This is a genomic window from Pseudoduganella sp. R-31 (assembly GCF_049913235.1).
Lineage (GTDB): Bacteria > Pseudomonadota > Gammaproteobacteria > Burkholderiales > Burkholderiaceae_D > Rugamonas.
This window is the reverse complement of record NZ_CP183986.1, coordinates 5,209,145-5,233,597: the sequence shown is the minus strand read 5'-3', so window position 1 is coordinate 5,233,597 and position 24,453 is coordinate 5,209,145. Positions and strand designations below refer to the sequence as shown.

The 24,453-nt window shown below is 62.0% G+C and carries 27 protein-coding genes and 1 pseudogene; 15 read left to right on the top strand and 13 right to left on the bottom strand.

Features of this window, described 5'->3' with window-relative positions; all coding sequences use genetic code 11:
• Nucleotides 1–4: 4 nt before the first annotated feature.
• A pseudogene (gene cueR, locus ACN9MY_RS23820) lies at nucleotides 5–370 on the top strand (Cu(I)-responsive transcriptional regulator); the annotation flags it as partial.
• A 15-nt stretch (nucleotides 371–385) separates the two neighbouring features.
• On the opposite strand, the gene ACN9MY_RS23815 reads toward cueR, so the two are convergent.
• Nucleotides 386–1,132, bottom strand: coding sequence for a sulfite exporter TauE/SafE family protein (locus ACN9MY_RS23815; protein WP_426163346.1), 747 nt, complete (start codon nucleotides 1,130–1,132; stop codon nucleotides 386–388).
• A gap of 110 nt (nucleotides 1,133–1,242) precedes the next feature.
• Complete coding sequence (locus ACN9MY_RS23810; protein ID WP_426318809.1) at nucleotides 1,243–1,935, bottom strand: FMN-dependent NADH-azoreductase; 693 nt, start codon at nucleotides 1,933–1,935, stop codon at nucleotides 1,243–1,245.
• Nucleotides 1,936–2,044: 109 nt separating this feature from the next.
• On the opposite strand from ACN9MY_RS23810, the gene ACN9MY_RS23805 reads away from it, so the two are divergent.
• Both ACN9MY_RS23805 and ACN9MY_RS23800 read left to right on the top strand, forming a co-directional pair.
• Entirely contained in the window at nucleotides 2,045–2,923 is an 879-nt protein-coding gene (locus ACN9MY_RS23805; RefSeq protein WP_426163341.1) for a LysR substrate-binding domain-containing protein, read from the top strand.
• Nucleotides 2,920–3,666: a glutathione S-transferase gene (locus ACN9MY_RS23800; protein ID WP_426163339.1), complete on the top strand. Its 747-nt coding sequence runs from the start codon at nucleotides 2,920–2,922 to the stop codon at nucleotides 3,664–3,666. Before ACN9MY_RS23805 ends, ACN9MY_RS23800 begins: the two co-directional genes overlap by 4 nt.
• Here ACN9MY_RS23800 and ACN9MY_RS23795 read toward each other — a convergent pair.
• Nucleotides 3,650–3,850 (bottom strand): heavy-metal-associated domain-containing protein, encoded by a 201-nt coding sequence (locus ACN9MY_RS23795; protein WP_426318808.1) that lies wholly within the window; start codon nucleotides 3,848–3,850, stop codon nucleotides 3,650–3,652. The genes ACN9MY_RS23800 and ACN9MY_RS23795 overlap by 17 nt on opposite strands.
• 19 nt (nucleotides 3,851–3,869) lie before the next feature.
• Between ACN9MY_RS23795 and ACN9MY_RS23790 the strand changes: the two genes are divergently transcribed.
• From ACN9MY_RS23790 to ACN9MY_RS23780, 3 genes are read left to right on the top strand one after another with little or no spacing between them, the layout of a single operon-like run.
• Complete coding sequence (locus ACN9MY_RS23790; protein ID WP_426318807.1) at nucleotides 3,870–4,706, top strand: DUF4349 domain-containing protein; 837 nt, start codon at nucleotides 3,870–3,872, stop codon at nucleotides 4,704–4,706.
• Nucleotides 4,703–5,569, top strand: a complete 867-nt coding sequence (locus tag ACN9MY_RS23785) for an ATP-grasp domain-containing protein (RefSeq protein ID WP_426336225.1) — start codon at nucleotides 4,703–4,705, stop codon at nucleotides 5,567–5,569. The genes ACN9MY_RS23790 and ACN9MY_RS23785 overlap by 4 nt, the downstream gene beginning before the upstream one ends.
• Complete coding sequence (locus ACN9MY_RS23780; protein ID WP_426318805.1) at nucleotides 5,569–5,994, top strand: VOC family protein; 426 nt, start codon at nucleotides 5,569–5,571, stop codon at nucleotides 5,992–5,994. Before ACN9MY_RS23785 ends, ACN9MY_RS23780 begins: the two co-directional genes overlap by 1 nt.
• Nucleotides 5,995–6,089: 95 nt before the next feature.
• Here ACN9MY_RS23780 and ACN9MY_RS23775 read toward each other — a convergent pair whose 3' ends face one another.
• The 3 genes from ACN9MY_RS23775 to ACN9MY_RS23765 all read right to left on the bottom strand — a co-directional run bounded on the left by ACN9MY_RS23775 (nucleotide 6,090) and on the right by ACN9MY_RS23765 (nucleotide 8,960).
• A complete protein-coding gene (locus ACN9MY_RS23775) occupies nucleotides 6,090–7,868 on the bottom strand; it encodes a PhoH family protein (protein ID WP_426318804.1) in 1,779 nt (592 codons plus the stop codon).
• A gap of 237 nt (nucleotides 7,869–8,105) precedes the next feature.
• Nucleotides 8,106–8,561, bottom strand: a complete 456-nt coding sequence (locus ACN9MY_RS23770; RefSeq protein WP_426163329.1) for a peroxiredoxin — start codon at nucleotides 8,559–8,561, stop codon at nucleotides 8,106–8,108.
• A 24-nt stretch (nucleotides 8,562–8,585) separates the two neighbouring features.
• A complete protein-coding gene (locus ACN9MY_RS23765; protein WP_426163327.1) occupies nucleotides 8,586–8,960 on the bottom strand; it encodes an Mth938-like domain-containing protein in 375 nt (124 codons plus the stop codon).
• A gap of 133 nt (nucleotides 8,961–9,093) precedes the next feature.
• Between ACN9MY_RS23765 and ACN9MY_RS23760 the strand changes: the two genes are divergently transcribed.
• From ACN9MY_RS23760 to ACN9MY_RS23740, 5 genes are all read left to right on the top strand, one after another.
• Nucleotides 9,094–10,326 carry a pyridoxal phosphate-dependent aminotransferase gene (locus tag ACN9MY_RS23760; RefSeq protein ID WP_426163325.1) on the top strand — a complete coding sequence of 411 codons (1,233 nt, stop codon included), beginning with the start codon at nucleotides 9,094–9,096 and terminating at the stop codon, nucleotides 10,324–10,326.
• 20 nt (nucleotides 10,327–10,346) lie between these two features.
• The gene (locus ACN9MY_RS23755; protein ID WP_426163322.1) at nucleotides 10,347–11,669 is read left to right on the top strand and encodes a homoserine dehydrogenase; all 1,323 of its coding nucleotides are present in this window, start codon (nucleotides 10,347–10,349) and stop codon (nucleotides 11,667–11,669) included.
• Between the two features lie 120 nt (nucleotides 11,670–11,789).
• Nucleotides 11,790–12,188, top strand: a complete 399-nt coding sequence (locus ACN9MY_RS23750) for a hypothetical protein (protein ID WP_426337659.1) — start codon at nucleotides 11,790–11,792, stop codon at nucleotides 12,186–12,188.
• Nucleotides 12,189–12,286: 98 nt separating this feature from the next.
• On the top strand, nucleotides 12,287–13,426 hold the full coding sequence (locus ACN9MY_RS23745; RefSeq protein ID WP_426336224.1) for a serine hydrolase domain-containing protein: 1,140 nt from the start codon (nucleotides 12,287–12,289) through the stop codon (nucleotides 13,424–13,426).
• A 5-nt stretch (nucleotides 13,427–13,431) separates the two neighbouring features.
• The gene (locus ACN9MY_RS23740; protein ID WP_426318801.1) at nucleotides 13,432–13,599 is read left to right on the top strand and encodes a hypothetical protein; all 168 of its coding nucleotides are present in this window, start codon (nucleotides 13,432–13,434) and stop codon (nucleotides 13,597–13,599) included.
• A 59-nt stretch (nucleotides 13,600–13,658) separates the two neighbouring features.
• On the opposite strand, the gene ACN9MY_RS23735 is transcribed toward ACN9MY_RS23740, so the two are convergent.
• The 5 genes from ACN9MY_RS23735 to ACN9MY_RS23715 form a co-directional block, all read right to left on the bottom strand.
• Nucleotides 13,659–13,970, bottom strand: a complete 312-nt coding sequence (locus ACN9MY_RS23735) for a BON domain-containing protein (RefSeq protein ID WP_426163316.1) — start codon at nucleotides 13,968–13,970, stop codon at nucleotides 13,659–13,661.
• 173 nt (nucleotides 13,971–14,143) lie between these two features.
• The gene (locus tag ACN9MY_RS23730) at nucleotides 14,144–15,523 is read right to left on the bottom strand and encodes a sigma 54-interacting transcriptional regulator (RefSeq protein WP_426163314.1); all 1,380 of its coding nucleotides are present in this window, start codon (nucleotides 15,521–15,523) and stop codon (nucleotides 14,144–14,146) included.
• Complete coding sequence (locus ACN9MY_RS23725) at nucleotides 15,520–16,059, bottom strand: hypothetical protein (RefSeq protein WP_426163312.1); 540 nt, start codon at nucleotides 16,057–16,059, stop codon at nucleotides 15,520–15,522. The genes ACN9MY_RS23730 and ACN9MY_RS23725 overlap by 4 nt, the downstream gene beginning before the upstream one ends.
• On the bottom strand, nucleotides 16,049–17,470 hold the full coding sequence (locus ACN9MY_RS23720; RefSeq protein ID WP_426163310.1) for a HAMP domain-containing sensor histidine kinase: 1,422 nt from the start codon (nucleotides 17,468–17,470) through the stop codon (nucleotides 16,049–16,051). The genes ACN9MY_RS23725 and ACN9MY_RS23720 overlap by 11 nt, the downstream gene beginning before the upstream one ends.
• 74 nt (nucleotides 17,471–17,544) lie before the next feature.
• Complete coding sequence (locus tag ACN9MY_RS23715) at nucleotides 17,545–18,192, bottom strand: energy transducer TonB (RefSeq protein WP_426318800.1); 648 nt, start codon at nucleotides 18,190–18,192, stop codon at nucleotides 17,545–17,547.
• Nucleotides 18,193–18,334: 142 nt separating this feature from the next.
• Between ACN9MY_RS23715 and ACN9MY_RS23710 the strand changes: the two genes are divergently transcribed.
• Entirely contained in the window at nucleotides 18,335–18,973 is a 639-nt protein-coding gene (locus tag ACN9MY_RS23710) for a response regulator (protein ID WP_426336223.1), read from the top strand.
• Complete coding sequence (locus ACN9MY_RS23705; RefSeq protein WP_426336222.1) at nucleotides 18,973–20,232, top strand: sensor histidine kinase; 1,260 nt, start codon at nucleotides 18,973–18,975, stop codon at nucleotides 20,230–20,232. The genes ACN9MY_RS23710 and ACN9MY_RS23705 overlap by 1 nt, the downstream gene beginning before the upstream one ends.
• Here ACN9MY_RS23705 and ACN9MY_RS23700 read toward each other — a convergent pair.
• Together ACN9MY_RS23700 and ACN9MY_RS23695 are read right to left on the bottom strand one after the other, a co-directional pair.
• Nucleotides 20,195–21,634, bottom strand: coding sequence for a sensor histidine kinase (locus tag ACN9MY_RS23700; protein WP_426336221.1), 1,440 nt, complete (start codon nucleotides 21,632–21,634; stop codon nucleotides 20,195–20,197). The two genes, ACN9MY_RS23705 and ACN9MY_RS23700, sit on opposite strands and share 38 nt — an antisense overlap.
• On the bottom strand, nucleotides 21,634–22,320 hold the full coding sequence (locus ACN9MY_RS23695) for a response regulator (RefSeq protein WP_426318797.1): 687 nt from the start codon (nucleotides 22,318–22,320) through the stop codon (nucleotides 21,634–21,636). The genes ACN9MY_RS23700 and ACN9MY_RS23695 overlap by 1 nt, the downstream gene beginning before the upstream one ends.
• A 100-nt stretch (nucleotides 22,321–22,420) precedes the next feature.
• Between ACN9MY_RS23695 and ACN9MY_RS23690 the strand changes: the two genes are divergently transcribed.
• Nucleotides 22,421–23,494, top strand: a complete 1,074-nt coding sequence (locus ACN9MY_RS23690) for a porin (protein ID WP_426318796.1) — start codon at nucleotides 22,421–22,423, stop codon at nucleotides 23,492–23,494.
• A 13-nt stretch (nucleotides 23,495–23,507) separates the two neighbouring features.
• Nucleotides 23,508–24,452 carry a Bug family tripartite tricarboxylate transporter substrate binding protein gene (locus ACN9MY_RS23685; RefSeq protein WP_426318795.1) on the top strand — a complete coding sequence of 315 codons (945 nt, stop codon included), beginning with the start codon at nucleotides 23,508–23,510 and terminating at the stop codon, nucleotides 24,450–24,452.
• Nucleotide 24,453: the final 1 nt, after the last annotated feature.

The window sequence follows — 24,453 nt, the reverse complement described above, 5'->3', positions numbered from 1 at the left end:
GGAAATGAATATCGGACAAGCCGCTGCCGCATCCGGCGTCAGCGCCAAAATGATCCGCTACTACGAGAGCATTGGCCTGGTGCGCGAAACTGCGCGCACCGTCAGCGGATACCGCATCTACGGCGAAAACGACCTGCATACTCTGCGTTTCATCAAGCGCGCGCGCAACCTCGGGTTTTCGCTGGAGCAGATCGGCGACCTGCTGTCGCTATGGCAGGATACAGGCCGTGCCAGCGCGGACGTGAAGACGATCGCGATGAGCCACGTCGATGAACTGAACCAGCGCATCGTGGAATTGACCGAAATGCGCGACACGCTGGCTAGCCTGGCTAAAACCTGCCACGGCGACGACCGGCCGGATTGCCCGATCCTGCAAACGCTGGGATCAGCGCAGGAACATGTACACGGTGAGCACTGCGCCCACGATCACAACAAAGATGCGCATCAGTTGCGGGGGAAGGCGGTAGATCAGCCACGAACCCAGAAGGCCGCCCGCAATACCACCCGCGCATAAGGCCAGGGCGGCAGCCCAGCTGATCATGCCGGAGAAGGCGAAGATCAGGGTGGCGGAAGCGTTCATCGCCATCGCCAGCATGTTCTTGGTGGCGGTGGCAGCGCGGATCTGCTGGCCAGCGATGGTCAGCGCGGCCAGCATCAGGAAACCGATGCCGCCGCCAAAATAGCCGCCATAGATCGAAATGCAGGCCTGGACAACGGCCAGCATCCACTTCGGCATGCTGGAAGCGGCCTGCAACGGCTGGCGCCGGAAAGCACCCCAGGCGAACATGGTGGTGGCAAACAGCACCAGCCAGGGCACCAGCCTGGCAAAGAAGGTCGGGGGCGTAATCCACAGCAGGATCGCGCCGAAAATGCCGCCGACAATACTGATCGTGAAAAGCTGCGTGAAGGTCAGGCCGCTCACGCCTTCCGCGAACTTGCGGCCAGCCACGGCGGATGTCGCCTGGCTCGGGAACATGGCGACCGTGGAGGTCATGTTCGCCGCAACCGGGTTCAGCCCGGCCAACAGCAGGGCGGGAAAGGTGATGAAAGAGCCGCCGCCAGCCAACGCATTCTGCGTGCCGGCGAAAAGTCCTGCTGCGGCGAGCAGTAAGATGGTGTGGAGTTCGGGCATCGGGCCATTATAGCCAAGCTATTTGAAAGTCGGGGTCAGGTCTGGCAATCCGCCATATTTTTCGCAATGCGAAAAATATGGCGGATTGCCAGACCTGACCCCGACTTTCATCATGCGGCGTGGCGTCGCGTGCGGGCGGAGGCGATGACTTGTGCGATACGGTCGGTAGCGCTTTCCGCGTCGGCGAGGGAGCGCAGCAGGCGCTCGTCGCCGAATTCGTCGTATTCGACGGCTGCATCGTATGCATGCGTCACGCCCAGGTAGCGGAACACGCTGCGCACCGATCCTTCGACATGGTTGATGCCCTCCAGCCGTTGCCCTGGGCCGTAGCCGTAATCGCCGCGCGAGGACAGGATGACGAGCTGCTTGCCTGCATCTGCCAGCAGTGGCAAATATGGTTCACCGGCACGTGAGCGGTCGAAGCCGAACGTGCGGCCGACACGCACGATGTTATCCAACCAGGCCTTGAACTGTGCCGGCGGCCCGAAGTTATACATCGGCACTCCTGCCACGATGATATCGGCGGCCAGCACTTCGTCGACCAGCGCGTCGCTTTGCGCCAGCGCTTCCACCATCCATGGCTCGCGCGCCGCCGGCGGCGTGAACGCGGCATGTACCCAGTCCCCGGTCACAGGGGATGGCGGCACGGCTCCCACATCGCGATAGATGACTTCTGTTCTGCTATCGAGCTGCCGGTAGCGCGCGATGAAGCGTGCAGTCAGGCGCCGCGTATGCGAACCGTGCGCCTGTTCGCCGGAGCGCCCGGGCCGGGCGCTTGAATCGATATGCAGGATCGTGGTCATTGTTCTCTCCAATTGGTTGCTATGGGTGTACTGTGCGCTGCGCGGCAGACGGTGACAAACGATCAATTCGCAGCAGATGGATGAACTGAATTCATGTATAGTCCTTCACATGAAACGCCGCCTTCCATCCCTGTCCGCCCTGCGCAGCTTCGAGGCCGCGGCGCGGCTGCAAAGCTTCAAGCTCGCTGCCGAGGAGCTGTCGGTCAGCGCGACTTCGATCAGCCACCAGGTGCGTGCGCTGGAGGAGGCACTGAACGTAAGGCTGTTCCTGCGCAAGACCCGGGCCGTCGAGCTGACACCTGAGGGCCGCACGCTGATGCAGGCAGCCGGCAGCGGGTTCGACGCCATCGCTGCCGGCGTCGAACGGCTGCGGCGAGAACAGCGCCGCACGGTCACCTTGTCGACCACGCCATCCTTCGCGGCGCGCTGGCTGGTGCCGCGGCTTGCTTCGTTCAACGCGGCCCATCCCGGCATTGCCCTCAACGTCCTGGCCAGCAACAAGCCGGTTGACCTGGCCGGCGGCGCGGCCGACCTTGCGGTACGCGGTGGCGCCGGGCATTTCGCGGGGCTGCAAGCGCAACGCCTGATGCATGCCGGCTTCGCGCCGGTGGCCAGCCCGCGCCTGAAGCTGCGCAAGGCGGGCGACGTGGCACGCCATCCGCTGATCCACTTTGACTGGCAGCGCGGCTTTAAGGGCGCCTTGACCTGGGATAAATGGTCGAAAGCGGCAGGCGTAGAGCTGGATGTCACGACAGGCGCGCGTTTTTCGGAAGAGTCGCACGCGGTGCAAGCGGCGATTGCAGGGCAAGGTGTTGTGCTGACTGCCTTGCCCTTGGTGCGCGAGGAAATCAGGTTGGGACTGCTGGAAGCGCCGGTTGGCCCGGTGCTCGGCGGATTCGATTTTTATGTTGTGCGGCCTGAAGGCGACGCTCCGCGCGAAGAGGTGCGCGCCGTCGCAGAATGGCTGCTGGCACAGGAGGAGCAATGATGGAGCCTTACAAGCTTTACTACTGGCCGACGATCCAGGGCCGGGGAGAATTCGTGCGGCTGGCGCTGGTCGAGGCCGACGTTCCTTACGTTGACGTGGCGCGCGGCAAGGGCGGCATGAAGGCGATGACGGAGTTGATCGCCGGCGGCAGCGATCCGCGCGCCGCTTTCGCGCCGCCCATCCTGCAGGCCGGTGAACTCATGATCGGTCAGACGGCGAATATCCTGATGTTCCTCGGGGCGCGGCACAAGCTGGCGCCGCGCTCCGAAGCGGGGCGCCTGTGGTGCAACCAGCTGCAGCTGACCATTGCGGACATTGTTGGCGAGGCTCACGATACGCATCACCCGATCTCGGTCAATATGTACTACGAGGAGCAGGCGCGGGAATCGAAGGCGCGGGCGCGGGATTTTGCGATTGAGCGCATCCCGAAGTACCTGGACTATTTCGAGACCGTGCTGCGGGCCAACCAGTCGCGCGGCGGCTGGATTGTCGGCTCCCGCCTGAGTTATGTCGACTTGTCGCTGTTCCAGTTGCTGGACGGCTTGCGCTATGCCTTCCCGAAAGCGATGGCTGGCTATGAAGGGCGTTGGCCCGGCCTGCAGCGCTTGGCCGGGCGCGTGGCGGCCCGTCCGCGCGTCGCCGCCTACCTGGCATCCAAACGCCGCCTGGCCAACAACGAGGATGACGTATTCCGGCATTACCCGGAACTGGAGCAGGGCGTCCGCGTCAAACCGCGCGGGTAACAGGATATCCGGCATCCACAATGGCTGCCTTGATCGGCTCCAGTGCCGAAGCCGAGTTGACCTTGACGTGCTTGCCCTTCAGGTCGACCTCGACAAAGGCTGCCGGATCAACTGTATGCACGGCTTCGGTCACGGCCGATACGCAGTGGCTGCATGTCATGTTTTCTACAGTCAGTTCATACATTTGGAGTTCCTTTCGTCATATGGGTAAACGTACTTTAATCCTTCCCACCATTGTAAAGTCAAGCGTGTTTGCGCTGCTATTGCTGCAGGGCTGTTCCGCGAAATATGCTCCGCCGCCAGGAGCGGCAGGCGCTGTCGCGGAGGCACGCATGGCGGGACCGGCGACGGATGGTTCGTCAGCCGGAGTCCAACGCGGCAAGTATCTCGCCTACGAACACTCGGTCACGGTCGATTCGCCTGAAGGAGGCGTCAAGCCACTGCTCGACAAACTGGTCGGGGCCTGCCAGGCCGACGCGACGAACCAGTGCACGTTGTTGGCATCCGGATTGGAGGGCGGAAGGGAGTCGAGCGCCCATTTCCGTGTTCGCGTGAAGCGGCCCGGCATCGAGAAATTGATTGCACTTGCGGCGACAGGCGGCGAGCTTGCCTCACGTAACACCTCGGCGGAGGACCTTGAAGGTCCGATCCGCGACAACGCCAAGCGACTCGACATGCTGCGCTCATATCGCGAGAAGCTGCTGGCGCTGGAGAGCAAAGTAGGCAACAACGCCGAAGCCTTGATCAAGCTGTCGCAGGAACTGGCGACGGTGCAAAGCGAACTGGAATCGGCGACCGGCGTTGAAGCGCGCCTGATGGAGCGGGTTAATATGGACTTGCTGAACGTCTCCATCCAGTCCCGCACCCAGCGAGGTTTCTGGTCGCCAGTCAGACGCGCCTCCAGCGATTTTGGCAGCAACCTGTCAGAAGGCATCGCCAGCGCAATCACTGGCCTGGCCTACCTGCTGCCCTGGTCGCTGATTCTGTTTGTTGCGGGCTTTGTACTGCGCAAGATCTGGCGGAGGATGCGGCGGAAATGAGTGGCAAGGTCAAATGGCTGGTGCAAAAGGAAGGCTTCGCCATGGCAAACCGTATGGAAGCCATGGAAGTACTGGAGCGTTTTGGATTCGACCACGACAGTTTTGGCCTTGCGCCGCCGTGGACGAAGGTCTTGAATCTCGCGCAAATCCTGTCGGATCCTGAGTCGAAGTACATCGTCCGCGGCGGGACGCGCCTGCATGCCATATTGAATGCAGCCCAAAGCCTGGACGAACTGGGTGAGCGGCTGACTCCCGAGCAGGTGGAACATGGTTCGCTCTACCTGCAGCAGCTCAGGCAAGGGATTTTCTACGACGAGCAAAGGTTCGACCAGGCCTATTGCGCCGGCCTTGGCTTGCCGTTGCTGAACGGCGATGCCACGCTGTATCCGATTGCGTCGAACCTGGCGCAGTCTTTTGATCGCGAGATGTTTGTCAAGCCGAGCAAGGACGAGAAAGCATTCGATGCGGGAATTCTTGCGCCAGGGCAGACGATCGAAGGGTTTATCGCGGGCCAGCCGCAGGCGCGAAATTGGAAAGATGAAATGGCCGTTATCGCGCCATGCAAGGCCATTACCGCCGAATACCGCTTCTTCGTGGTCGACCGGCAGGTCATCACCGGATCACTTTACCGATTCGTGGGCAAGGCGAATTTCAATGCAAACATTCCTGCCAACGTGATGCGAAGTGCGATCGAATTCGCACAAGTGTACCAGCCGCATTCGGTATTCACGATGGACCTGGCCGAAACACCGGAAGGAATCCGTATCGTTGAATACAACTGCTGGAATGCGTCGCGCATGTATGCAGCAGACGTCGCGAAGATCTTCCATGCCGTGCACGATTTCGTACTGGAGAAGGCTTAATGAAGCAGTCCATTGTCCATATCGCCCTCGTCGTACGCGACTATGACGAGGCGATCGATTTCTACGTCAACACGCTCGGCTTCGAGCTGCTCGATGATACCCACCAGCCGGAACAGGACAAGCGCTGGGTCGTCGTGGCGCCGCCTGGCGGCAGTGGCGCCACCATCTTGCTGGCGCGTGCGTCGAAGCCGGAGCAGGAAGCATTTGTCGGCAACCAGGCCGGCGGCCGGGTATTCCTGTTCCTCAACACGGACGATTTCTGGCGCGATTTTGAGCGGCTGAAGGCAAAGGGCGTGCGCATTGTGCGCGAGCCGAAGCAACAGGACTACGGGATGGTTGCGGTCTTTGCGGACTTGTACGGCAACCTGTGGGACTTGTTGCAATTGAATCCAGACCATCATATTGCTCGGCGCGTAAACCGGTAAACCGGTGCCTGACCCGCAGGGTCAGGCACCGTGCCCCGACTGCGCGAAAAAAAGCCCCGCACTTGGCGGGGCTTGTGGACTGCGGGCGGCGTTGCTTAAAGCACGTCGCTCGCGTGGTCTGCCAGGCGGGAACGTTCGCCGCGGGCCAGCGTGACGTGGCCGCTGTGTGCCCAGCCCTTGAAGCGGTCGACCACGTAGGTCAGGCCGGACGAGCCTTCGGTCAGGTAAGGCGTGTCGATCTGCGCGATATTACCCAGGCACAGGATCTTGGTGCCAGGACCGGCGCGCGTCACCAGGGTCTTCATCTGCTTCGGCGTCAGGTTCTGCGCCTCGTCGATGATCAGGAACTTGTTGACGAAGGTGCGGCCGCGCATGAAGTTCAGCGACTTGATCTTGATGCGCGAACGGATCAGGTCCTGCGTCGCCGCACGGCCCCATTCGCCGCCTTCGCCGTCGGACTTGTTCAGCACTTCCAGGTTGTCGTCGAAGGCGCCCATCCACGGGCCCATCTTCTCTTCCTCGGTGCCCGGCAGGAAGCCGATATCCTCGCCCACCGGCACTGTGACGCGGGTGACGATGATCTCGTTATACAGCTTGGTCTCCAGCACCTGCGCCAGGCCGGCGGCCAGCGCGAGCAGGGTCTTGCCGGTGCCGGCCTGGCCCAGCAGGGTGATGAAGTCGCACTCCGGATTCATCAACAGGTTCAGCGCGAAGTTTTGCTCGCGGTTGCGCGCAGTGACGCCCCATACGCTGTTCTTGTTGTGCGAGTAGTCGCGCAGGGTTTGCAGGACGGCGGTCTTGCCGTTGATCTGCTTCACTTGCGCGTAGAACGGCGACTCGCCGTTGTTTGGTTCCAGGTACACGAACTGGTTCACCAGCAGGGATGGGATGAACGGGCCGGTCACGCGGTAAAAGGTGCTCGACTGGCCGTGCTTGTTCTCCTGCCAGGACTCCATGTCCTTGCCATGCTTGTTCCAGAAGTCGTCCGGCAGCTGGACAATGCCCGAATACAGCAGGTCGGTGTCTTCCAGCACGTGGTCGTTGAAGTAGTCTTCCGCCGGCAGGCCCAAGGCGCGCGCCTTGATGCGCATATTGATGTCTTTCGACACCAGCACCACGGCGCGGCCGGGCTGCTCCGCTTCCAGCGAGCGCACCACGGCCAGGATCTGGTTGTCGGCCTTCCCTTGCGGCAGGCCTTCCGGCAAGTCGGCTACCTGCACCCTGGTCTGGAAGTACAGGTGGCCCTTGGCATCCTTGTTGCCCAGCTTGTTCAGCGGGATGCCGGTTTCCATGTCGTCGTCGTCGGTGTTGCTGACCAGGGCATCCAGCGTACGCGATACCTGGCGCGCATTACGCGCGACTTCGGACATGCCTTTCTTGTGGTTGTCCAATTCTTCCAGCGTCATCATCGGCAGGAAGACATCGTGTTCTTCAAAGCGGAACAGCGAAGACGGGTCGTGCATCAGCACATTGGTGTCGAGCACGAACAGCTTGGTGCTGCCCACCACGTCGGCCTTGCGGCTGGAGGCGGACTTGAGCACCACTTCGTGTTCCTTGTGTTTGGCCGGGTGCGGCGCATCGGCCTTGATCGGCGTGACCTTGGAGCGCGCTTGCGGCGCAGCCTTGGTGCGCGGTGGCGCCGGTACGTCGTCCGGCAGCTTGACGGCCTTCAGTGCAGGCGTCTTCTTCGCTTCGGTTTTCTTCGCAACCGGTTCTTTTACTGCTTTGGCAGCAGTCTTGGGCGCCGCTTTCTTCGGCGCTGGTGCTGCCTTTTCTTCAGTAGGGAAGGGAACCGGATTTGCTCCGCTCGCCTTCGGGTAGTCTTTAGCCAGCAGCAGGGTGGCTGGCTTGCTAGGCAGTTTTGGCAGTGGCATCAGGATCTCAATCTAAAAAAGATGCATCCACGCGAGGGCGAATGCCCGGCATGGATGAACTATGGGGTGGTTCGGAAAAACTAAAGGATGCCTGGCGGGCGTCTGCGTCGCCCGAAAGCCGGTGGGCATGCCACCGGGGACAGTGGGTGGAAGGACTTGCTCGACTCAAAATCTGGCTGACACGTTCAAATGTAAAGCTCCCGTTGAGCTAACACATTCGCGGCGAGGGCCTTGCCATCAGCCCAGGTTTGCCACGAATTCCAGCACTTCATCGACGTGACCTGGTACTTTCACGCCTCTCCATTCTTTCACCAATCGGCCTTTTGCGTCAATCACAAACGTGCTGCGCTCAACGCCGCGTACATCTTTACCGTACATTTTTTTCATCTTCATGACATTGAAGGCCAGGCACACCGCTTCGTCCGGATCGGAGATCAGTTCGAACGGCAAGCCCAGTTTTGTCTTGAAGTTCTCGTGCGAGCGCAGCGAGTCGCGGCTGATGCCGTAAATTTCAGCACCGGCAGCGGTGAACTGGTCGTGCAGGTCGCGGAACGCCATGTTCTCGGTAGTGCAGCCCGGGGTGTTGTCCTTGGGGTAGAAGAACAGTACGGTGGCTTTGGCGGGGCGTCCGGAGAGCTGGAAGGTTTGGCCGCCGGTCATGGCGGCGCTGAAGTCGGGGATGGTTTGGCTCATGCGCGTTTAGTTGGGGGCAAAGTGTTATTTTTCAATGATCAATGCCAGCAGGGCTTTGCGGCCTTCGCCCATCAGGATGTTGTAGGTGCGGCAGGCGGCATTGGTGTCCATGCATTCGACGCCGATCTGCCTGGAGATCAGCGGCGCGGCCAGGCGCGGATGGACGAAGCGCTGGCGCTCGCCGGTGCCGAGGATGACCACGTCGGGCTGTTCGGCCAGCAGTTGTTCGAAATGTTCGACTGTCAGTTCCTCGAACTTTGCCACGGGCCAGGGGCGCGGTGCGCTTTCCGGCAGCACCAGCAGGCTGTAGTCGAACGGCTTGCCGTTGATCTCGACTCCACCTTCGAAATAGCCGGAAACGGTCTGGTATTGGCCGGTGGTGCTGGAGTGGAGCTTCATAACTTTTCGCTATATTTAAATACAATAGAGATCTTATTGTAACGTTTTGCGCATATCGATGGTTGATTAAACCAATTTAATTCGGCAGAATGGGTATTTTCGCAATGCAGCATTTATACGTAAGGGATTGATTTTGCGTCCGGTTCAGAAATCCAACAAGCTTAACGAGATTTGTTACGAGATCCGCGGCCCTGTGCCGGAGAAGGCCCGCCTGATGGAAGAAGAGGGCCACAAGATCATCAAGCTGAACATCGGCAATATGCAGCCGTTCGGCTTCGATCCGCCGGACGAGATCGTGCACGACATGATCATGAACCTGCCCAATGCGGCCGGTTACACCGATTCCAAGGGCCTGTTCGCGCCGCGCAAGGCGGTGATGCACTATACCCAGCAGAAGAAAGTCGCCAACGTCACCATGGACGACATCTACCTGGGCAACGGCGCGTCCGAACTGATCGTGATGTCGATGAACGCGCTGCTGAACAACGGCGACGAGGTGCTGGTGCCGGCGCCGGATTATCCGCTGTGGACCGCGGCGGTCAGCCTGTCCGGCGGCAAGCCGGTGCACTATGTCTGCGACGAGCAGCAGGACTGGTTCCCCGACATCGACGACATGCGCAAGAAGATCACGCCGAACACCAAGGCGATCGTCGTCATCAACCCGAACAACCCGACCGGCGCGCTGTACCCGGACGAAGTGCTGCTGCAGATTATTGAACTGGCGCGCCAGCACCAGTTGATCATCTACGCCGACGAAATCTACGACAAGGTGCTGTATGACGGCGTCACCCACACCTCGATCGCCGCGCTGTGCGACGACGTGTTCTGCGTGACCTTTAACGGCCTGTCCAAGAGCTACCGTTCCTGCGGCTACCGCGCCGGCTGGATGGTGCTCTCGGGCGAAAACAAGAAATATGCGAAGGATTACATCTGGGGCCTGAACATGCTGGCCTCGATGCGCCTTTGCGCCAACGCGCCGGGGCAGTTTGCGATCCAGACTGCGCTCGGCGGCTACCAGAGCATCAACGACCTGGTGGCGCCTGGCGGGCGCCTGCTCAAGCAGCGCGACCTGGCATACAAGCTGTTGTCCGACATTCCGGGTGTCAGCGTGGTCAAGCCAAAAGCTGCACTCTATATGTTCCCCCGCCTCGATCCGAAGATCTACCCGATCGCGGATGACCAGCAATTCGCGTATGAACTGCTGGAAGAAACCAAGGTCCTTATCGTGCAGGGCACGGGCTTCAACTGGCATAGCCCGGACCACTTCCGTGTGGTGTTCCTGTCGAATTCGGACGATATGGAAGATGCATTCGGCCGCATCGCGCGCTTCATGGAAGGCTACCGAAAGCGGCACGGGCACAGCTAACAACACCAGGGAATTTGAAGATGAAATCGATTAAAGTAGGTTTGCTGGGCGTAGGTAATGTGGGCGCCGGCACGTTCAGCGTATTGCGACGCAACCAGGAAGAGATCCGCCGCCGCGCCGGCCGCGGCATTGAGATTGTGGCCGTATCGGCCCGCAACCTGGAGCGCGCAAAAGAGCGCACCGAAGGCCAGTGCAAAGTCGTGGCAGACCCGTTCGCGATCGTCAACGATCCGGAAATCGATATCGTCGTGGAGCTGATTGGCGGCTATGACACCGCCAAGGAACTGGTGATGCAGGCCATCGCGAACGGCAAGCACGTGGTCACCGCCAACAAGGCGCTGCTGGCCATGCATGGCACCGAAATCTTCGCCGCGGCCCAGGCCAAGGGCGTGATGGTGGCGTTCGAGGCTGCCGTTGCAGGCGGCATCCCGATCATCAAGGCGCTGCGTGAAGGCCTGACCGCCAACCGCATCGAATGGATCGCCGGCATCATCAATGGCACCACCAACTTTATCCTGTCCGAGATGCGCGACAAGGGCCTGGACTTCGCCACCGTGCTGAAGGAGGCGCAGCGCCTGGGCTATGCGGAAGCCGATCCAACCTTCGACATCGAAGGCGTCGACGCGGCGCACAAGGCGACCATCCTGTCCGCGATTGCCTTCGGCATCCCGGTGCAGTTCGACAAGGCCCATATCGAAGGCATCACCAAGCTGCAGGCGATCGACATCAAGTATGCCGAACAACTGGGCTACCGCATCAAGCTGCTGGGCATCGCACGCCGTGCGCAAGTGAACGGCGGCGAGGGCATCGAGTTGCGCGTGCACCCGACCCTGATCCCTGCCAAGCGCCTGATCGCCAATGTGGAAGGCGCGATGAATGCAGTGCTGGTGCAGGGCGACGCGATTGGCGCCACCATGTACTACGGCAAAGGCGCCGGTCCTGAGCCGACTGCCTCCGCCGTGATTGCGGACCTGGTCGACATCACCCGCCTGGCGACGGCCGATCCTGAACACCGCGTGCCGCACCTGGCCTTCCAGCCGAATGCGATGACCGACATCAAGATCATGCCGATGTCCGAGATCACCACCAGCTACTACCTGCGCATGACGGTGGCTGACCGCCCGGGCGTGCTGGCGGAGCTGACCCGCATCCTGGCCGACGCCACCATCTCCATCGATGCGATGATGCAGAAGGAACCGGCGGAAGGCGAGACCCACACCGACATCATCCTGCTGACGCACCAGACGCAGGAGAAAAACGTGGTGGCGGCCATCGAGAAGATCGAAAAGCTGTCCAGCATTGTCGGCAACGTCACCAAGATCCGCCTGGAAAATCTCGCCTGACCGTCCCGTCATCCGGTATCCAAATGGCCCCGCTGGGGCCATTTTCTTATTTTGTTCCAAGCTGCGATGGCATGAAGTTTTGATATAATTGTTTCCTTTTGGAATATAAAATTGTTTAACATGAAATCTTTCGCGACACTAGTTTGCACCTTGGGCGCGGCCTTTGGCGTGCAGGCGGCAGAGGCGCCGGAGTGCAAGCGACAGACTGTCGAAAAATACCTGATCGAAATGTGCCTGGTGAGGGGCGCGGCGTTCCAGCACGATATTTACACGCTGAAAGCCGACAAAGTTCTTATTTTCGCGCTGGTGGATGACTACGCGGATAACGTCCGGCTGGAGCACGAGGTTCCTGAAGGCCCTGCGCTTGAGTTCCCCTTGTCGCTGCAAGGCGGGAAGACAGTCACGATCAAGGGTGGTTGTGTCCCGGAGAGCAAGGATGGCGCCGAATCCGCCCGGGTTTGCAACTTCTATTGGGGCAAACACCAGATCGTCAAAGACGTACGTTTCGAGTTTGAATAAAGCCTGGCGAAAGCAGTCGTTATCTTAGTTTTATGCAGAATTGGGTTCGCATTTTTTGCCTGGCCTGTATCTCGACCGTCCTGGCGGGATGCGGCACCTTGTCCGATAAGCAGCTGGATCCGGACTCCCGCGCGGCACAGCATCTGGCAGCAACTGGCGACATCGGGGCCGAGGTTGCTGCCTTGGCGCAGCCGATGATCGATTCCAATGAAACGACGGGGCTGGTGGTTGGCGTACTGACGCCCGATGGCAAGCGGCAGTTCTTCGGCTTTGGGACCACGCACCAGGAAGGCGGGCACCAACCCGATGGCCAAACGCTGTTTGCCGTCGGGTCGCTGAGCAAAGGCTTTCTGGCGGCGACGACTTCGGTACTGGTGCAAGAGGGCGTGCTGGGTTGGGACGAAACCCTCGCGACGCTGTTGCCTGCGAGTGTGCCGCTTAGCGAGGATGCCAAACGCATCACCTTGCGCCAGCTTGTCACGCATACCGCGGGCCTGCCACGTCAGCCGATGACCGAGAGGACATTGCTCTATTTTGTGGAGTATCTGTTCACCGGCAAGAGCTTCTATCGCCACTTCGACCGGGCTTATTTGTTGGAGTACCTGTCGACATTCAAGAAGCATCATGGCGGTGTGCCTCAGTACTCAAACATCGGCTACGGCGTGCTTGGTTATGTGTTGGAACTGAAAACCGGCAAGAAGGTCGATGCGCTGGTGCACGAGAAAGTACTTGATCCGCTGCGCCTGCACAGCACTGGCTATGTGCCTGAGAAATTGCCTGGCTACGGCGAGCGGGCCTTGGGCCACGCGGGTGACCAGCCCAAATTCATCCGGCGCGGCGAGCTTGTCCCCGATTGGCAGTTCACCGACATCATGAGTGGTTCGGCGGCACTGTACTCAAACGCGAGCGATCTGCTTGCCTACGCAAATGCCCACTTGGCCTCGACCGGCAGCGGCGTGCTCGATGCGGGACTGCGGGATACCCTGAAGGTGCAGTTCGAGCGTGATCGGGAGGCGGCGGCCAGCGCCTGGTTTGTCGACGAAATCGATGGCCATAGGATCGCGCACCAGATTGGCCTGGTGGCGGGCTACACCGCTTACATCGGCATTGACGAACAGACGCGTACCGCCGTGGTCGTGCTGCAAAATAACTTCAACTGGACGGACAGGATCGGGCATCGCCTGCTGTTGCGGATGGCGCAAGCCAAGAACTTCAATACAAAGCATTTGCAAAGATGAACAGGATGGGATGGCTCGCCTCTGCGGCGCTGCTGTGCGCGTTGGGGGCGGAAACAACAGACGCCAAGCCGGCCGGAGCGCGCGTGCGATTCCTTGGCCAGGCGGCGATCGGAAAGGCTGCCTTTGCCGAATGCACGGCCAGGTACAAGTCCTGCGTTGCCGACACCCGGTGAGAAAAAAAGCGGGCGACCCAGGGTCGCCCGATAAGGGAGGTACTACTGCAGCGAAGGCATTATTTGCCGGCGACAGTCAGCTCACTCTTCACTTCCTTCACTCCCGCCACGGCAGATGCCGCCTGGATCGCTTTGGCGCCGGCATCGGAGCTTGACACCGTGCCGCTCAGGACCACTACGCCCTGGTTGGCGGACACGATGATCTCTTTCTGGTCCGAGAGGGCTGCCTTGACTTTGGCCTGCAGCGTGGAATCGGCGGTGGCCACGGCGGCACCGGCCATGGCGCCTTCTTGCTGTGCGTGTGCGGACAGCGAGGCGAGGGCGAATGCTGCGGCGGCGAACAGGCCTGCGATCAGTTTGGAATCCTTCATGGTCTATCTCTCCATTTTCAAGTTGGCAGTCAACGCTTGTGCGTTGTCCCTGGTATTGCAAGGCGCGTGCCATGTAGAGAAATCAATGACTTAGCTGTGCGGCAACATTGAATTTGTCGCCACACGGCGACACGGTCTGGGCTGCAATGCGCAAGGCCTTGATTTGGCGGGCTTTATGGCTGTCGCCCCTCGGCGACAGGTTCAATGCGGAACTGCGCGGCGTTCAATTCATGCTTTTGCAGCAGGCGATAGAACTCGGTGCGGTTGCGCTCTGCCAGGCGCGCGGCATCGGCCACGTTGCCGTCGGTGAGCTTGAGGAGCTGCACCAGGTAATTGCGCTCGAAGCGCAGCTTGGCTTCCGTATAGCTGAGGACTTCCAGCGACGGCACGCGCAACGCGCGCTGCACCAGCGATAGCGGCACCAGCGGCGCCGTAGCCAGGGCGCAGGCATGTTCCACCACGTTGTAGAGCTGGCGCACATTGCCGGGCCAGGAGGCGCGCGACAGCGCTTCCAACGCTTCCGGAGCAAAGCCGTTGACGGTCTTGCCGTATTTGGCGGCCAGCATTTGCAGGAAGCGCGTGGCCAGCAGCCCGATATCTTCGCGACGTTCCGCCAGCGGGGGCAGGGTGAGCGTAATGACGTTCAGGCGATAGTAGAGGTCCTCGCGGAACTGTCCTTCCAGCATGGCCGCTTCCAGGTCGCGGTGGGTGGCGGAGAGCACACGCACGTTGACCGGGCGGCCGTTGTCGGAGCCGACCTGGCGCACCACGCGCTCCTGCAGCACGCGCAGCAGCTTTACCTGCAGCAGCAGCGGCATATCGCCGATCTCGTCGAGGAACAGGGTGCCGCCGTCGGCTGCCTGCAGCAAGCCTTCGCGGCTGGCGACGGCGCCGGTAAAGGCGCCTTTTACATGGCCGAACAGCTCGGACTCCAGCAATTGCTCGGGAATCGCGCCGCAATTCACGGCGATGAACGGCGCGGCGGCGCGGCGGCTGGCGCGGTGAATGGCACGTGCCAGCAATTCCTTGCCGGTGCCGCTTTCGCCGCGTATCAGTACGCTGGCGTCGGAGGCGGCAACCAGCTGCGCTTCATGCAGCACTTCTTCCATGGCGCGGCTGCGGCTGATGATCTCGGCGCGCCAGGCGCCGCTGCCGGCCTCCGGTGTGGCGTCCGGTGCGGCCACGCTCAGGGCCTGGCCGATGCGGTCAAGCAGCACCTTCGCATCGAAGGGCTTGGTCAGGTAGGCGAAGGCCCCGAGCGAGGTCGCTTCCACCGCGTCGGGAATGGTGCCGTGGGCGGTGAGCAGGATCACCGGCAGCGCCGGGTGCTGGTTGCGGATTTGCTGGAACAGGGACATGCCGTCGCGCTCGGGCAGGCGCACATCGCTGATCACCAGCGAGGGCAGCGCAATCGACAGGTTGGCCAGCGCGGCTTCGGCACTGCCGACGGCGGTGACCTGGTAGCCGTTGGCGCTCAGCCGCATCGACAGCAGGCGCAGCAGGTCGGCGTCATCGTCGACCAGCAGCAGGCGTGGGGAAACAAGTGCATTCATTTACTGGCTCTCGCAGGCAGGCCGCGCTCGATTTCTTTCAGCGCTTCCAGGGTTTCGTTCAATTGTTCGTTCTTGCGCTGGTTGTCCTTCAACTGCATGCGCAGGCGGTCGCTCTCGTCGACCAGCCGGCGCGTGTCGGCGCATTGTGCAGAGAGGAGTTGCGCCAGCTGCCGCAAGCCTTGCGCTTCCGGCTCCGGCGCGGTGGCGACGACGTCGAATTGCGCCTGCGCCTTTGCCAGGTCGCCGCTGCCGCGCGTGAGCGACAGCACCATGGCCGATTGCAGCAGCACCTTTGGTGTTTTCTGCTGCAGCGACAAGCCGCTCAGTTCCTTCAGCAACTCGCCTTGCGTCATGCGGCGCAGCGACTGGTAGTAGGCCAGCAGCGGCGCCACTTCGTCCTGCGGCGCGACAAGCAGCGTCAGTGGCGCGGGCGCCGGAGGCGGCGGCAAGGGCGGCAGCGTTGGCGCTACTGGCTGTCGCTGCGCGCAGGAGGCGAGCAGCAGGATCGGCAGCAAAGGCAGGGTTTTAATGTTCATAAGGCAGGTCGATCCGGAAGTGTGCGCCGCTACTGGTCGGCAGCAATTGCAGTGATCCGCCGTGGGCGCTGATGTATTCGAGCACGATGGAGAGGCCGACGCCATTGCCCCGCCGTGCGCCTGGCGGCTGGCGCATCCCCTGGTAAAAGGGTTCGAAAATATGGGCAGCATCTTCCGGGGCCACGCCAGGCCCCTGGTCGATGCAGTCGATGGCCAATGTGCCGGCCTGCTCGCCGATGATGAAGCGCACGGTGCCGCCTTCGGGGCTATAGCGGACCGCGTTGGTCAGCAGGTTGCTGCTGGCAATGGCGAGCTTGCCGGGATCGACCGAAATGGCCGGGGCGCTGCCGTCCACCGTCACATCGAGGCGGCGCGCCTGCCACTGCAGGCGCTGGGCGTCGACGGTGTCGCGCAGCAGGGCCACGATATCGGTGGGCTGGCGCTGCAGATGCTGGGCGGCGAAGGTGGCGGTGTTATAGCGCAGCAGGTCTTCGATCTGGTTTTGCAGCGAGGCTGTGTTCTGGCGCAGGATTCCGGCCACTTCGCGCTGGTTCGGCGTCAGCGTGCCGGCCACTTCATCCTCCAGCAGGGCGACGCCTTCCACCAGCGCGGCCAGCGGGGTTTTCAGTTCGTGAGAGATGTGACGCAGGAAGCGCGATTTATCAGCTTCCAGGCTGGCCAGGCGCTGGCGCAGCCAATTCAGTTGCTGGCCAAGGCGGCGCAAGTCGTTGGGTCCTTCGACTTCGATTGGCTGGTCGTAGCGGTTGCCGCCCAGGCGGTCGATGGCGCTTTCGATTTGCGCCAGGGGGCGTGACAGCCACATGCCGCAGCCAAGGGCCAGGGCGGCGGCCAGGCTGATGGAGGCCAGCAGTTGTCCGCCCAGCACGCTGCGCCGATGTTCCAGGCCAAGCAGGATGCGCTGGTTGCGCTGGTCGACTTCGCGTTTGACTTCGTCCGCCAGTTCTTCGTTGACCGGTGCCAGGCCCGCCAACGCGGTGTTCAGCATCTTTTGGCGCTGGGCGCGCTTGGCGTTGGGAGCCTCCAGTGCGCGCCAGGCTTGCTCGCCCTGGTCGCGCCAGGCGGCGAAACTGGCTTTGGGCGCGGAGGGCAGTCCGGCCGCCAGCGCCGACAGCGCATCCTGGCCGTCGCGCCAGGCTGCCGCGTAGCGGTCTCGGAAGGCTGGATCGTCCAGCACCAGGAACTGGCGCGCGCTGCGTTCCATGGCCACGCTGCGTTCGGCCAGGCGCTGCACGTTCGCGGTCAGCACGACGGCGTGCTGGCCGACTTCGCGGCTTTCAGTGGCCAGCCGGTCCAGCGTGAGCAAAGCCTGGATCGAGGTCGCGCTGAGCAGCAGGGCGATCAGCAAGAAGACGCCCAGAAGTAATTGGCGGAAAGAAAGCTTGATGAACATAGAGCATGCGCCGGGAACCACATGGTTAACCGGCGCATGATAGGGGAATTCGCTTTACGGCCGCGTTCTATTGCTCACTCGTCGAGACGCCAGGCATATTGCATGCGAGCCCACGATTCCTGTGCCACGCCGTCTACGGTGCCGGGCTTGAAGGCGCACAGCGAGAGGCCTTGCAGCGCGGCGCGATCCAGGTCGCGGTGGCCGCTGGTGCGTTCGATCTTGGCGCTGGCCACCTGACCGTCCTTGCCGATCAGGAAGGCCAGGGTGACCGTGCCTTCGTCGCCGTTGCGCAAGGCACCGGCGGGGTAGGTGGGTTTCGCGCAATTGGCCGCATCGATCACCGCCGCAACGTTCACTGGCTCGTGGCGCACAGCTTCGACGCTGCCACCGCCGGTGCCGCCACCGCCGCCCCCTGGTTCGCTGTGGCCATGTGCAGTCTCCGGCGGGGATGTCGTGATGGTGTGTTCGAGAACCTCGATCTTGATGCCGTCCGGCGGTGGCGGGGCGATCACCGGCGCTGCCTTTTCCTGGACCTCGAATTCCTTGGAGCGTTGCGGCTCAGGATCCTGGCGCTCCAGCGGCGGCACATCGACGATCACGGTCGGCTCGCTGCGGGTGATCAGGATCGTTGAGTGCTTCAGGGCGATGCCGGCGGCAACAAGGTGCAGTACGGCGACGAAAGCCAGGCCAGAGTAGTTCTTGCGAGAGGTATCGAAGTTCATGGAAATGCTCCTTTCTTCTTGTTGGTAGGCAGAATTGCCAGTCCATGGCAAGATATTCTTCTATCACGTGGAAATAAGCAAGCAATTTTTATTGCTACCCTTTGGCGTGATATCCTTCCATCATCTGGAAATGAGGAATGCTATGAATAAGATCAAAGTACTGCTGGCAGATGATCACCCGGTCGTGATGGGCGGATTTGCGATGGCGCTTGCGGGTTTCGGCGTGGAAGTTGTCGGTCGGGCCCGGACGCCAGCTGAAGCCGTTGAGGCTTACCAGACACTGGTACCCGACGTTGCTATCCTCGATATGCGCTTCGGCGAGCAAATGACGGGCCTGGACGCGGCGCGCCAGATCCTGGCAGCGGCGCCCAAGGCGCACATCATCTTCCTGACCCAGTTCGACCAGGATGCGCTGGTCAAGGAGGCCTACCGCATTGGTGCGCGGGCCTTGGTCACCAAGGATTGCGATCCGGCCGAACTTTTCACCGCCGTGCAGCGTGCTGCGCAAGGGGAGCTGTATTTCATGCCGGCCATCGCGGAACGCCTGGCCAGCCTGTCGGTGCTGGGCGAGCAATCGCCGCAGGCGCTGCTGGATGAACGTTCGCTTGAAATCTTCAAGCTGATGGCGGAAGGCCTGACCAACGCCGAAATCGCCGAAAAGCTCGGCGTCTCCAGCAAGACGATCAGCAACTCCAGCCAGGCCATCAAGGACAAGCTGGGTGTTGAGCGCGCGGCCGATATCACCCGCCTGGCCGTGCGCCACGGCGTACTGCAAGCCTGATGCGGGCCACATGGCGCGTCGGCACCCGCGGGCGGCTGCTGGCGATTACCTTGCTGCCGGTGCTGGCGCTGTTCGTTACACTTACCTGGTACAGCTATCAATCGCGTCAATCCGAGGTGCATGCCGAGCTTGCGGAGCGCGGGCAGTTGCTGGCCACAGCACTGGTGACGAGCAGTGAAATCAGCCTGGTACATGGGCAGTTCGATGAGCTGCGCGCGACGATCGACGGCATGCTGCAGACCGACAGCGCGATCCATCGCGTGACCTTGCTCGATGCGGACCGCAAGCCCCTGTTGGACGTCACCGCGCGCGGCGATGGGGTGCCCGAGGCGCGCTATTACGAAGCCGCGGTGCACAAGCGTTTGCTTTACGTGACTGGCGGCGGCAACCGCAATGTCGGCAACATGGGCTATGTACAGGTGCGCATGTCGCCAACTGTCATGCTGCGCAAGGCTCGCTCGCGTTTCCAGCTTGAACTGGCGGTGGCGCTGGCGGGTTTGCTTGTCTGCGCAGGGTTGGCGTGGCAGATGACCAGCGGCTTTGCCGCATCGCTGCAGGCGTCCATGCAAGCCGTGCGCGCGGCTGATGCGGAGAAGCGTCGCCTGTTGCAACGCGTGACCACGGCAGTCGAAGACGAACGCAAGGCCATTGCACTGGAGATCCACGACGAATTGAACGCGACGCTCATCGCGGTGCGGCTGGAGGCGCAGCAGATCGCCGGCCTGGCGGGCGCGCTGCCGCCGGCCGACGCGGCGATGCAGATTCGCGACAAGGCGCAGGCGATCACGAAGCTGGCGCTGGGCTTGTACAACAGTGGCAGAACGCTGGTGCGCCGCTTGCGTCCGGAAATGCTGGACATGCTTGGCCTGCAAGGAGCGCTGGAAGAAATGGTGCGGCAAGTCGGCAGCAGCCACCCGGCCTGCCGCTTCTCGCTGCGCACCGAAGGCGATTTCGCCGGTCTGGATGGCGATGCCGCGATTTCGGCCTACCGTATCGTGCAGGAGGCGCTGTCCAACATCGTGAAGCACGCTCGCGCCGGCACGGCCAATGTGGAAGTCGCGCGGCACGGCGAGGCCTTGCAGATCGCGGTGGCGGACGATGGCGTAGGCTTCGATCCGGCGCGCACTGCTGCAGGCGTCGGGCTGGCGGGCATGCGGGAGCGGGTGCAGGCGCTGGGCGGCACCTTTGCTATGGATTGCTTGTCCGGCACCCGCATCAATATCATGCTGCCGGTGGAGGCATGGCGCGCGGGAACTTGACGCGCACCAGCAGCCCACGCCCGCCCGAGCCTTGGTCGAGTTCAAGCTCGGCGTGGTGCAGGACGGCGATGTCGCGCACAATGGCCAGGCCCAGGCCAGAGCCTCCCGGATTGGCCTGCATGGTTGAAGCGGCGCGATAGAAGGGCGAGAACACGCGGTCGCGATCTTCAGGCGGAATACCGGGCCCGCTGTCCTCAACTTCCAGAACGACCAGCGTTTCACCAGGCATTACGCGCAGCACCACGCTGCCGCCGCGTGGCGTGTAGTGCAGGGCGTTGTCGACCAGGTTTGACACCAGCTCGTGCAGCAGCAAAGCCTGGCCGTTGACGCTGGCTTCACCGTCGCCCTCCAGCGAAAGGTCGATGCCGCGGTTCACGGCGGATAGAGCCAATTCCAGCGCGACTTGCTGTACCGTCTCGCGTAATGGCACCGGTACCGGTTCCCGATTCTCGCTATGCTCGATGCGTGCCAGCATCAACAGGCGATTAGCCAGGTGCACCGTGGAGTCGGTGGTGGCGGCCATACTGGCAACCACATTGCGCAGCTCCGGCGAGGCTGACGCAGCCCGTTCCAGCTCGCGCTGCGCCAGTTCTGCCTGGGTTTTCAGTACCGTCAGCGGGGTGCGCAACTGGTGCGAAGCGTCGGCGATGAAGCGGCGTTGGCTGGCGATCAGGCCGGCGATGCGGGTGGTGGATGCGTTCATGGCCTGCACCAGGGGCCGCACTTCCTTGTGCACCAATGCCGGATCAAGGTCGGACAGGTCGGATACGTCGCGCGATTCGACTTCATGCTTTAACTGCATCAACGGCCGCAGCACCAGCTTGACTGCAAACCACACAAGCAGGCCCGCCAGCAGCACCACGCTCGCCTGCCAGGCGATGGTGTCATACAGGATTTTCAGCGTCAGGCCATTGCGCGCGTCGAGCGTTTCCCCGACCTGGATCAGTGCGATGCCGCGCATATTGTCGTCGTACACCGGCTGCAGCAGGGCCGCTATGCGGATTGGCTGGCCGTTATAGTTGGCGTGATAGAAGCGCACCAGTGCAGGATAGTTCTCGGAGCGCGGCACATTCGGCGGAACCTTCGGCAGGTCGTCGTAGCCGGACACCGTTTCGCCATTGATGCCGGTGACTTTGTAGTAGATGCGGCCCAGCGTGTCGGTCTCAAAACTGTCCAGCGCGACGTAGGGCACGTCGGCCACCACCTTGCCGCCTTCGACCGACACGCGTTCCGCCAGCGCGCGGGTGGAGGCCAGCAGCGAGCGGTCGTACGCCATGTCGGCCGCGTCCACCGCGTTGTAGTAGACGGAAATGGTGTTGATGATCTCCAGCAGGACCAATGGCAGCAGAAGCCAGCGCAGCAGCTGGCCGCGCAGGCTGCCCATGGCGAGCATGGCCTTCATCAGGGCTTCGCTTCGGCCGGCTGCAGCAGGTAGCCGATGCCGCGCAGGGTAGTGATGGCCGCGGCGCCGGGCTCCTTGCGGTCAAGCTTCTTGCGTACGCGGTGGATATACAGTTCGATGGCATCGAGATTGGCGTCATCGGCCAGCGAGAACACCTGGTCGAACAGTCTTTCTTTTGCTACCGGCTTGCCGCCTTTGGTGATCAGCGCTTCCAGCACGGCATGTTCGCGCGGCGTGAGCTGCAGGTTTTCGCCGAAATAGGAAAACATGCGGCTGACCGTATCGAAGCGCAGCGCGCCGCATTCATACACCAGCGATTCATTGCCCACGCTGCGGCGCAGCAAAGCCTTGACGCGCGCTTCCAGTTCCGCGAGTTCGAAAGGTTTGGCAAGGTAATCGTCGGCGCCAAGGTTCAGGCCCTGCACGCGGTCTTCCAGGCCGCCGCGCGCGGTCAGGATCAATACAGGCGTCTTGCCGCCGCGCGCGCGCAGGCGTTTCAATACTTCCAGCCCGTCCATGCGGGGCAGGGTCAAATCGAGGATCACCAGGGCATATTCCTGGGTCAGGAGCAGGGAGTCGGCGTCGGCGCCGTTATCGGCGCATTCGACTGAAAGGTTGGCATCACGCAGGGCTTTGGAAAGCCAGTGTTGTAATTCGGTGTGGTCTTCCACTAACAATATTCGCATGGCATTTGCCTGAAAGGCGTTTGAAAGGTTGGCGATTTTATAGTTGAACCGTGCCAGAGCGAGGCATGACTGAAATAACTATAAACCCAGGAGACTGACTGTGAAAAGAACTTCGATGGCGGCGGCCGTCGCAATGATGTTTGCCGCCTATACTTCCGCCCACGCCCAATCCAATGTGCAGGTCTACGGCTTGCTCGACATGGGAGTCGACATTACCAACAATGCCCAGGCCGGCGGCGGCAGCGTCACCCACGTCAGCTCCGGCGGCATGAATACTTCGCGCTGGGGCATCAAAGGCAGCGAAGACCTGGGCGGCGGCCTGAAAGCCGTGTACCAGCTCGAAAGCGGCATCCTGATGGATACCGGCGCGCAGGACGGCAACCTGTTCAAGCGCCAGGCCAACGTCGGCCTTGAGGGCAACTGGGGCCGCGTGGTGCTGGGCCGCTCCTTCACCAGCGTGTACGACACCGTCATCCGCTTCGATCCGATGGGCTTTGCGCCTTACTATTCCTGGGCGACCGGCGGCAGCGCCACCCTGCCAAGCAAGTACGGCATGACCACCGGCTTCGATAACCTGATCAAATACTCCGGCAAGACCGGCGACTGGAACTATGGCTTCAGCTACGGCATGGGCGAGCAGCAGGGCGCCGACGCCAGTTCGGCCGACAGCGCCAAGTATGCAGGCGCGGTCAGCTACCAGTCCGAGTCGTTGGGCGCGATGTTCACCGCGGAGCGCATCAACGGCAACAACGTAGTCGCTACCGGCAACCGTGACGAGACCACCGCCTACCACCTGGGCGGCTACTACGCCACGGGCGATTTCAAGTTCTGGCTCGGCGGCCGGACCTACAAGCTGGTGTCCGGCAAGGCCGCCACGGCTGATGTAAAAGGCAACACGCTGTGGGCTGGTGTGGCATACAAGCCGCAGCCAAACGTCACCATCACCGGTGCTGTCTACCACGTCGACCAGCGCAACCTGGCCGCCGGCAAGGACGCCGACCCGACCATGTATGTGCTGCGCTATCGCTACGCGGCGTCCAAGCGCACCGACCTGTATGCGACTGTCGGTTACACCAAAGGCAAGCATGACCAGCTGGTCGGCCTGTCGCGCGACGATGCCGGCTTTGGCGACAGCCAGCACGGCGTAATGGTTGGCATCCAGCACCGCTTCTGATCATAATGAAGCCATGAAGATCCTGTTTTCCATCTTCGCTGCTGTCCTGCTGCTGGCAGGGCGGGTGCACGCTGCGGAATGCATCGTGCCGTCCAAGCCGGGCGGTGCGATGGACCTGACGTGCAAGCTGGCCCAGAAGGGCCTGGCGACGGTGCCGGGCGGCCAGCCCATGAAGCTCGTGTATCGCCCGGGCGGGATCGGTGCCGTGGCATGGCACTCGCTGGTATCGCAGCGCCGCGCCGAACCGAACACCCTGGTGGCGTTTTCCGGCGGTTCACTGCTGAATCTCGCGCAGGGCAAGTTCGGCAAAGCCACTGCGGACGACGTGCGCTGGGTGGCGGCCTTGGGGGCGGACTACGGCATGATCGCGGTGCGCTCCGATTCGCCGTACAAGTCGCTGGCCGACCTGGTGGCGGCATTGAAGCGCGACCCTTCCAAAGTGCTGATCGGCGTCAGCGGCACCATCGGCAGCCAGGACTGGCTGAAGGTGGCCTTGCTGGTGCGCCAGGCAGGCCTGGACCCGAAAGTGCTGCGTTTCGTGGCACTGGAAGGCGGCGGCGAGTCCTTCACTGCCATGCAGGCCAACTACGTGCAGGTGGTGTCGGGCGATGCTTCCGAAGCCAACCTGGCCGGCAACACGATCCGCGTGCTGGCCGTGATGTCGGAAGAGCGTTTGCCAGGCAAGCTCGCTGCGGTGCCGACCGCTCGCGAGCAAGGCTACAACATCGTCTGGCCGGTCATTCGCGGCGTGTGGATGGGGCCGCAGGTTGCCGACGCCGACTACCAGCAATGGGTGAAAACCTTCGAGCACCTCATGGCGACGCCGGAATTCGCGAAGCTGCGAACGGAAGCGGGACTATATCCCTTCAGCCTGACAGGACAGGCACTCAACGAGTATGTGCATAAGGCCGTGGACGATTACGGCAAACGCGCCAGCCATCTAGGCCTGGTGCGCTAAA

Excerpts from the sequence above, each read along its gene's own strand:
- ACN9MY_RS23740 (WP_426318801.1), top strand. The coding sequence starts at position 13,432 with ATGGGATGGCTCGCCTCTGCGGCGCTGCTGTGCGCGTTGGGGGCGGAA.
- ACN9MY_RS23755 (WP_426163322.1), top strand. The coding sequence starts at position 10,347 with ATGAAATCGATTAAAGTAGGTTTGCTGGGCGTAGGTAATGTGGGCGCC.
- ACN9MY_RS23805 (WP_426163341.1), top strand. The coding sequence starts at position 2,045 with ATGAAACGCCGCCTTCCATCCCTGTCCGCCCTGCGCAGCTTCGAGGCC.
- ACN9MY_RS23725 (WP_426163312.1), bottom strand. The coding sequence starts at position 16,059 with ATGAACATTAAAACCCTGCCTTTGCTGCCGATCCTGCTGCTCGCCTCC.
- ACN9MY_RS23705 (WP_426336222.1), top strand. The coding sequence starts at position 18,973 with ATGCGGGCCACATGGCGCGTCGGCACCCGCGGGCGGCTGCTGGCGATT.
- ACN9MY_RS23700 (WP_426336221.1), bottom strand. The coding sequence starts at position 21,634 with ATGAAGGCCATGCTCGCCATGGGCAGCCTGCGCGGCCAGCTGCTGCGC.
- ACN9MY_RS23750 (WP_426337659.1), top strand. The coding sequence starts at position 11,790 with ATGAAATCTTTCGCGACACTAGTTTGCACCTTGGGCGCGGCCTTTGGC.
- ACN9MY_RS23730 (WP_426163314.1), bottom strand. The coding sequence starts at position 15,523 with ATGAATGCACTTGTTTCCCCACGCCTGCTGCTGGTCGACGATGACGCC.
- ACN9MY_RS23695 (WP_426318797.1), bottom strand. The coding sequence starts at position 22,320 with ATGCGAATATTGTTAGTGGAAGACCACACCGAATTACAACACTGGCTT.
- ACN9MY_RS23800 (WP_426163339.1), top strand. The coding sequence starts at position 2,920 with ATGATGGAGCCTTACAAGCTTTACTACTGGCCGACGATCCAGGGCCGG.
- ACN9MY_RS23795 (WP_426318808.1), bottom strand. The coding sequence starts at position 3,850 with ATGTATGAACTGACTGTAGAAAACATGACATGCAGCCACTGCGTATCG.
- ACN9MY_RS23810 (WP_426318809.1), bottom strand. The coding sequence starts at position 1,935 with ATGACCACGATCCTGCATATCGATTCAAGCGCCCGGCCCGGGCGCTCC.
- ACN9MY_RS23775 (WP_426318804.1), bottom strand. The coding sequence starts at position 7,868 with ATGCCACTGCCAAAACTGCCTAGCAAGCCAGCCACCCTGCTGCTGGCT.
- ACN9MY_RS23735 (WP_426163316.1), bottom strand. The coding sequence starts at position 13,970 with ATGAAGGATTCCAAACTGATCGCAGGCCTGTTCGCCGCCGCAGCATTC.
- ACN9MY_RS23720 (WP_426163310.1), bottom strand. The coding sequence starts at position 17,470 with ATGTTCATCAAGCTTTCTTTCCGCCAATTACTTCTGGGCGTCTTCTTG.
- ACN9MY_RS23790 (WP_426318807.1), top strand. The coding sequence starts at position 3,870 with ATGGGTAAACGTACTTTAATCCTTCCCACCATTGTAAAGTCAAGCGTG.
- ACN9MY_RS23765 (WP_426163327.1), bottom strand. The coding sequence starts at position 8,960 with ATGAAGCTCCACTCCAGCACCACCGGCCAATACCAGACCGTTTCCGGC.
- ACN9MY_RS23785 (WP_426336225.1), top strand. The coding sequence starts at position 4,703 with ATGAGTGGCAAGGTCAAATGGCTGGTGCAAAAGGAAGGCTTCGCCATG.
- ACN9MY_RS23770 (WP_426163329.1), bottom strand. The coding sequence starts at position 8,561 with ATGAGCCAAACCATCCCCGACTTCAGCGCCGCCATGACCGGCGGCCAA.
- ACN9MY_RS23815 (WP_426163346.1), bottom strand. The coding sequence starts at position 1,132 with ATGCCCGAACTCCACACCATCTTACTGCTCGCCGCAGCAGGACTTTTC.
- ACN9MY_RS23715 (WP_426318800.1), bottom strand. The coding sequence starts at position 18,192 with ATGAACTTCGATACCTCTCGCAAGAACTACTCTGGCCTGGCTTTCGTC.
- ACN9MY_RS23710 (WP_426336223.1), top strand. The coding sequence starts at position 18,335 with ATGAATAAGATCAAAGTACTGCTGGCAGATGATCACCCGGTCGTGATG.
- ACN9MY_RS23685 (WP_426318795.1), top strand. The coding sequence starts at position 23,508 with ATGAAGATCCTGTTTTCCATCTTCGCTGCTGTCCTGCTGCTGGCAGGG.
- ACN9MY_RS23780 (WP_426318805.1), top strand. The coding sequence starts at position 5,569 with ATGAAGCAGTCCATTGTCCATATCGCCCTCGTCGTACGCGACTATGAC.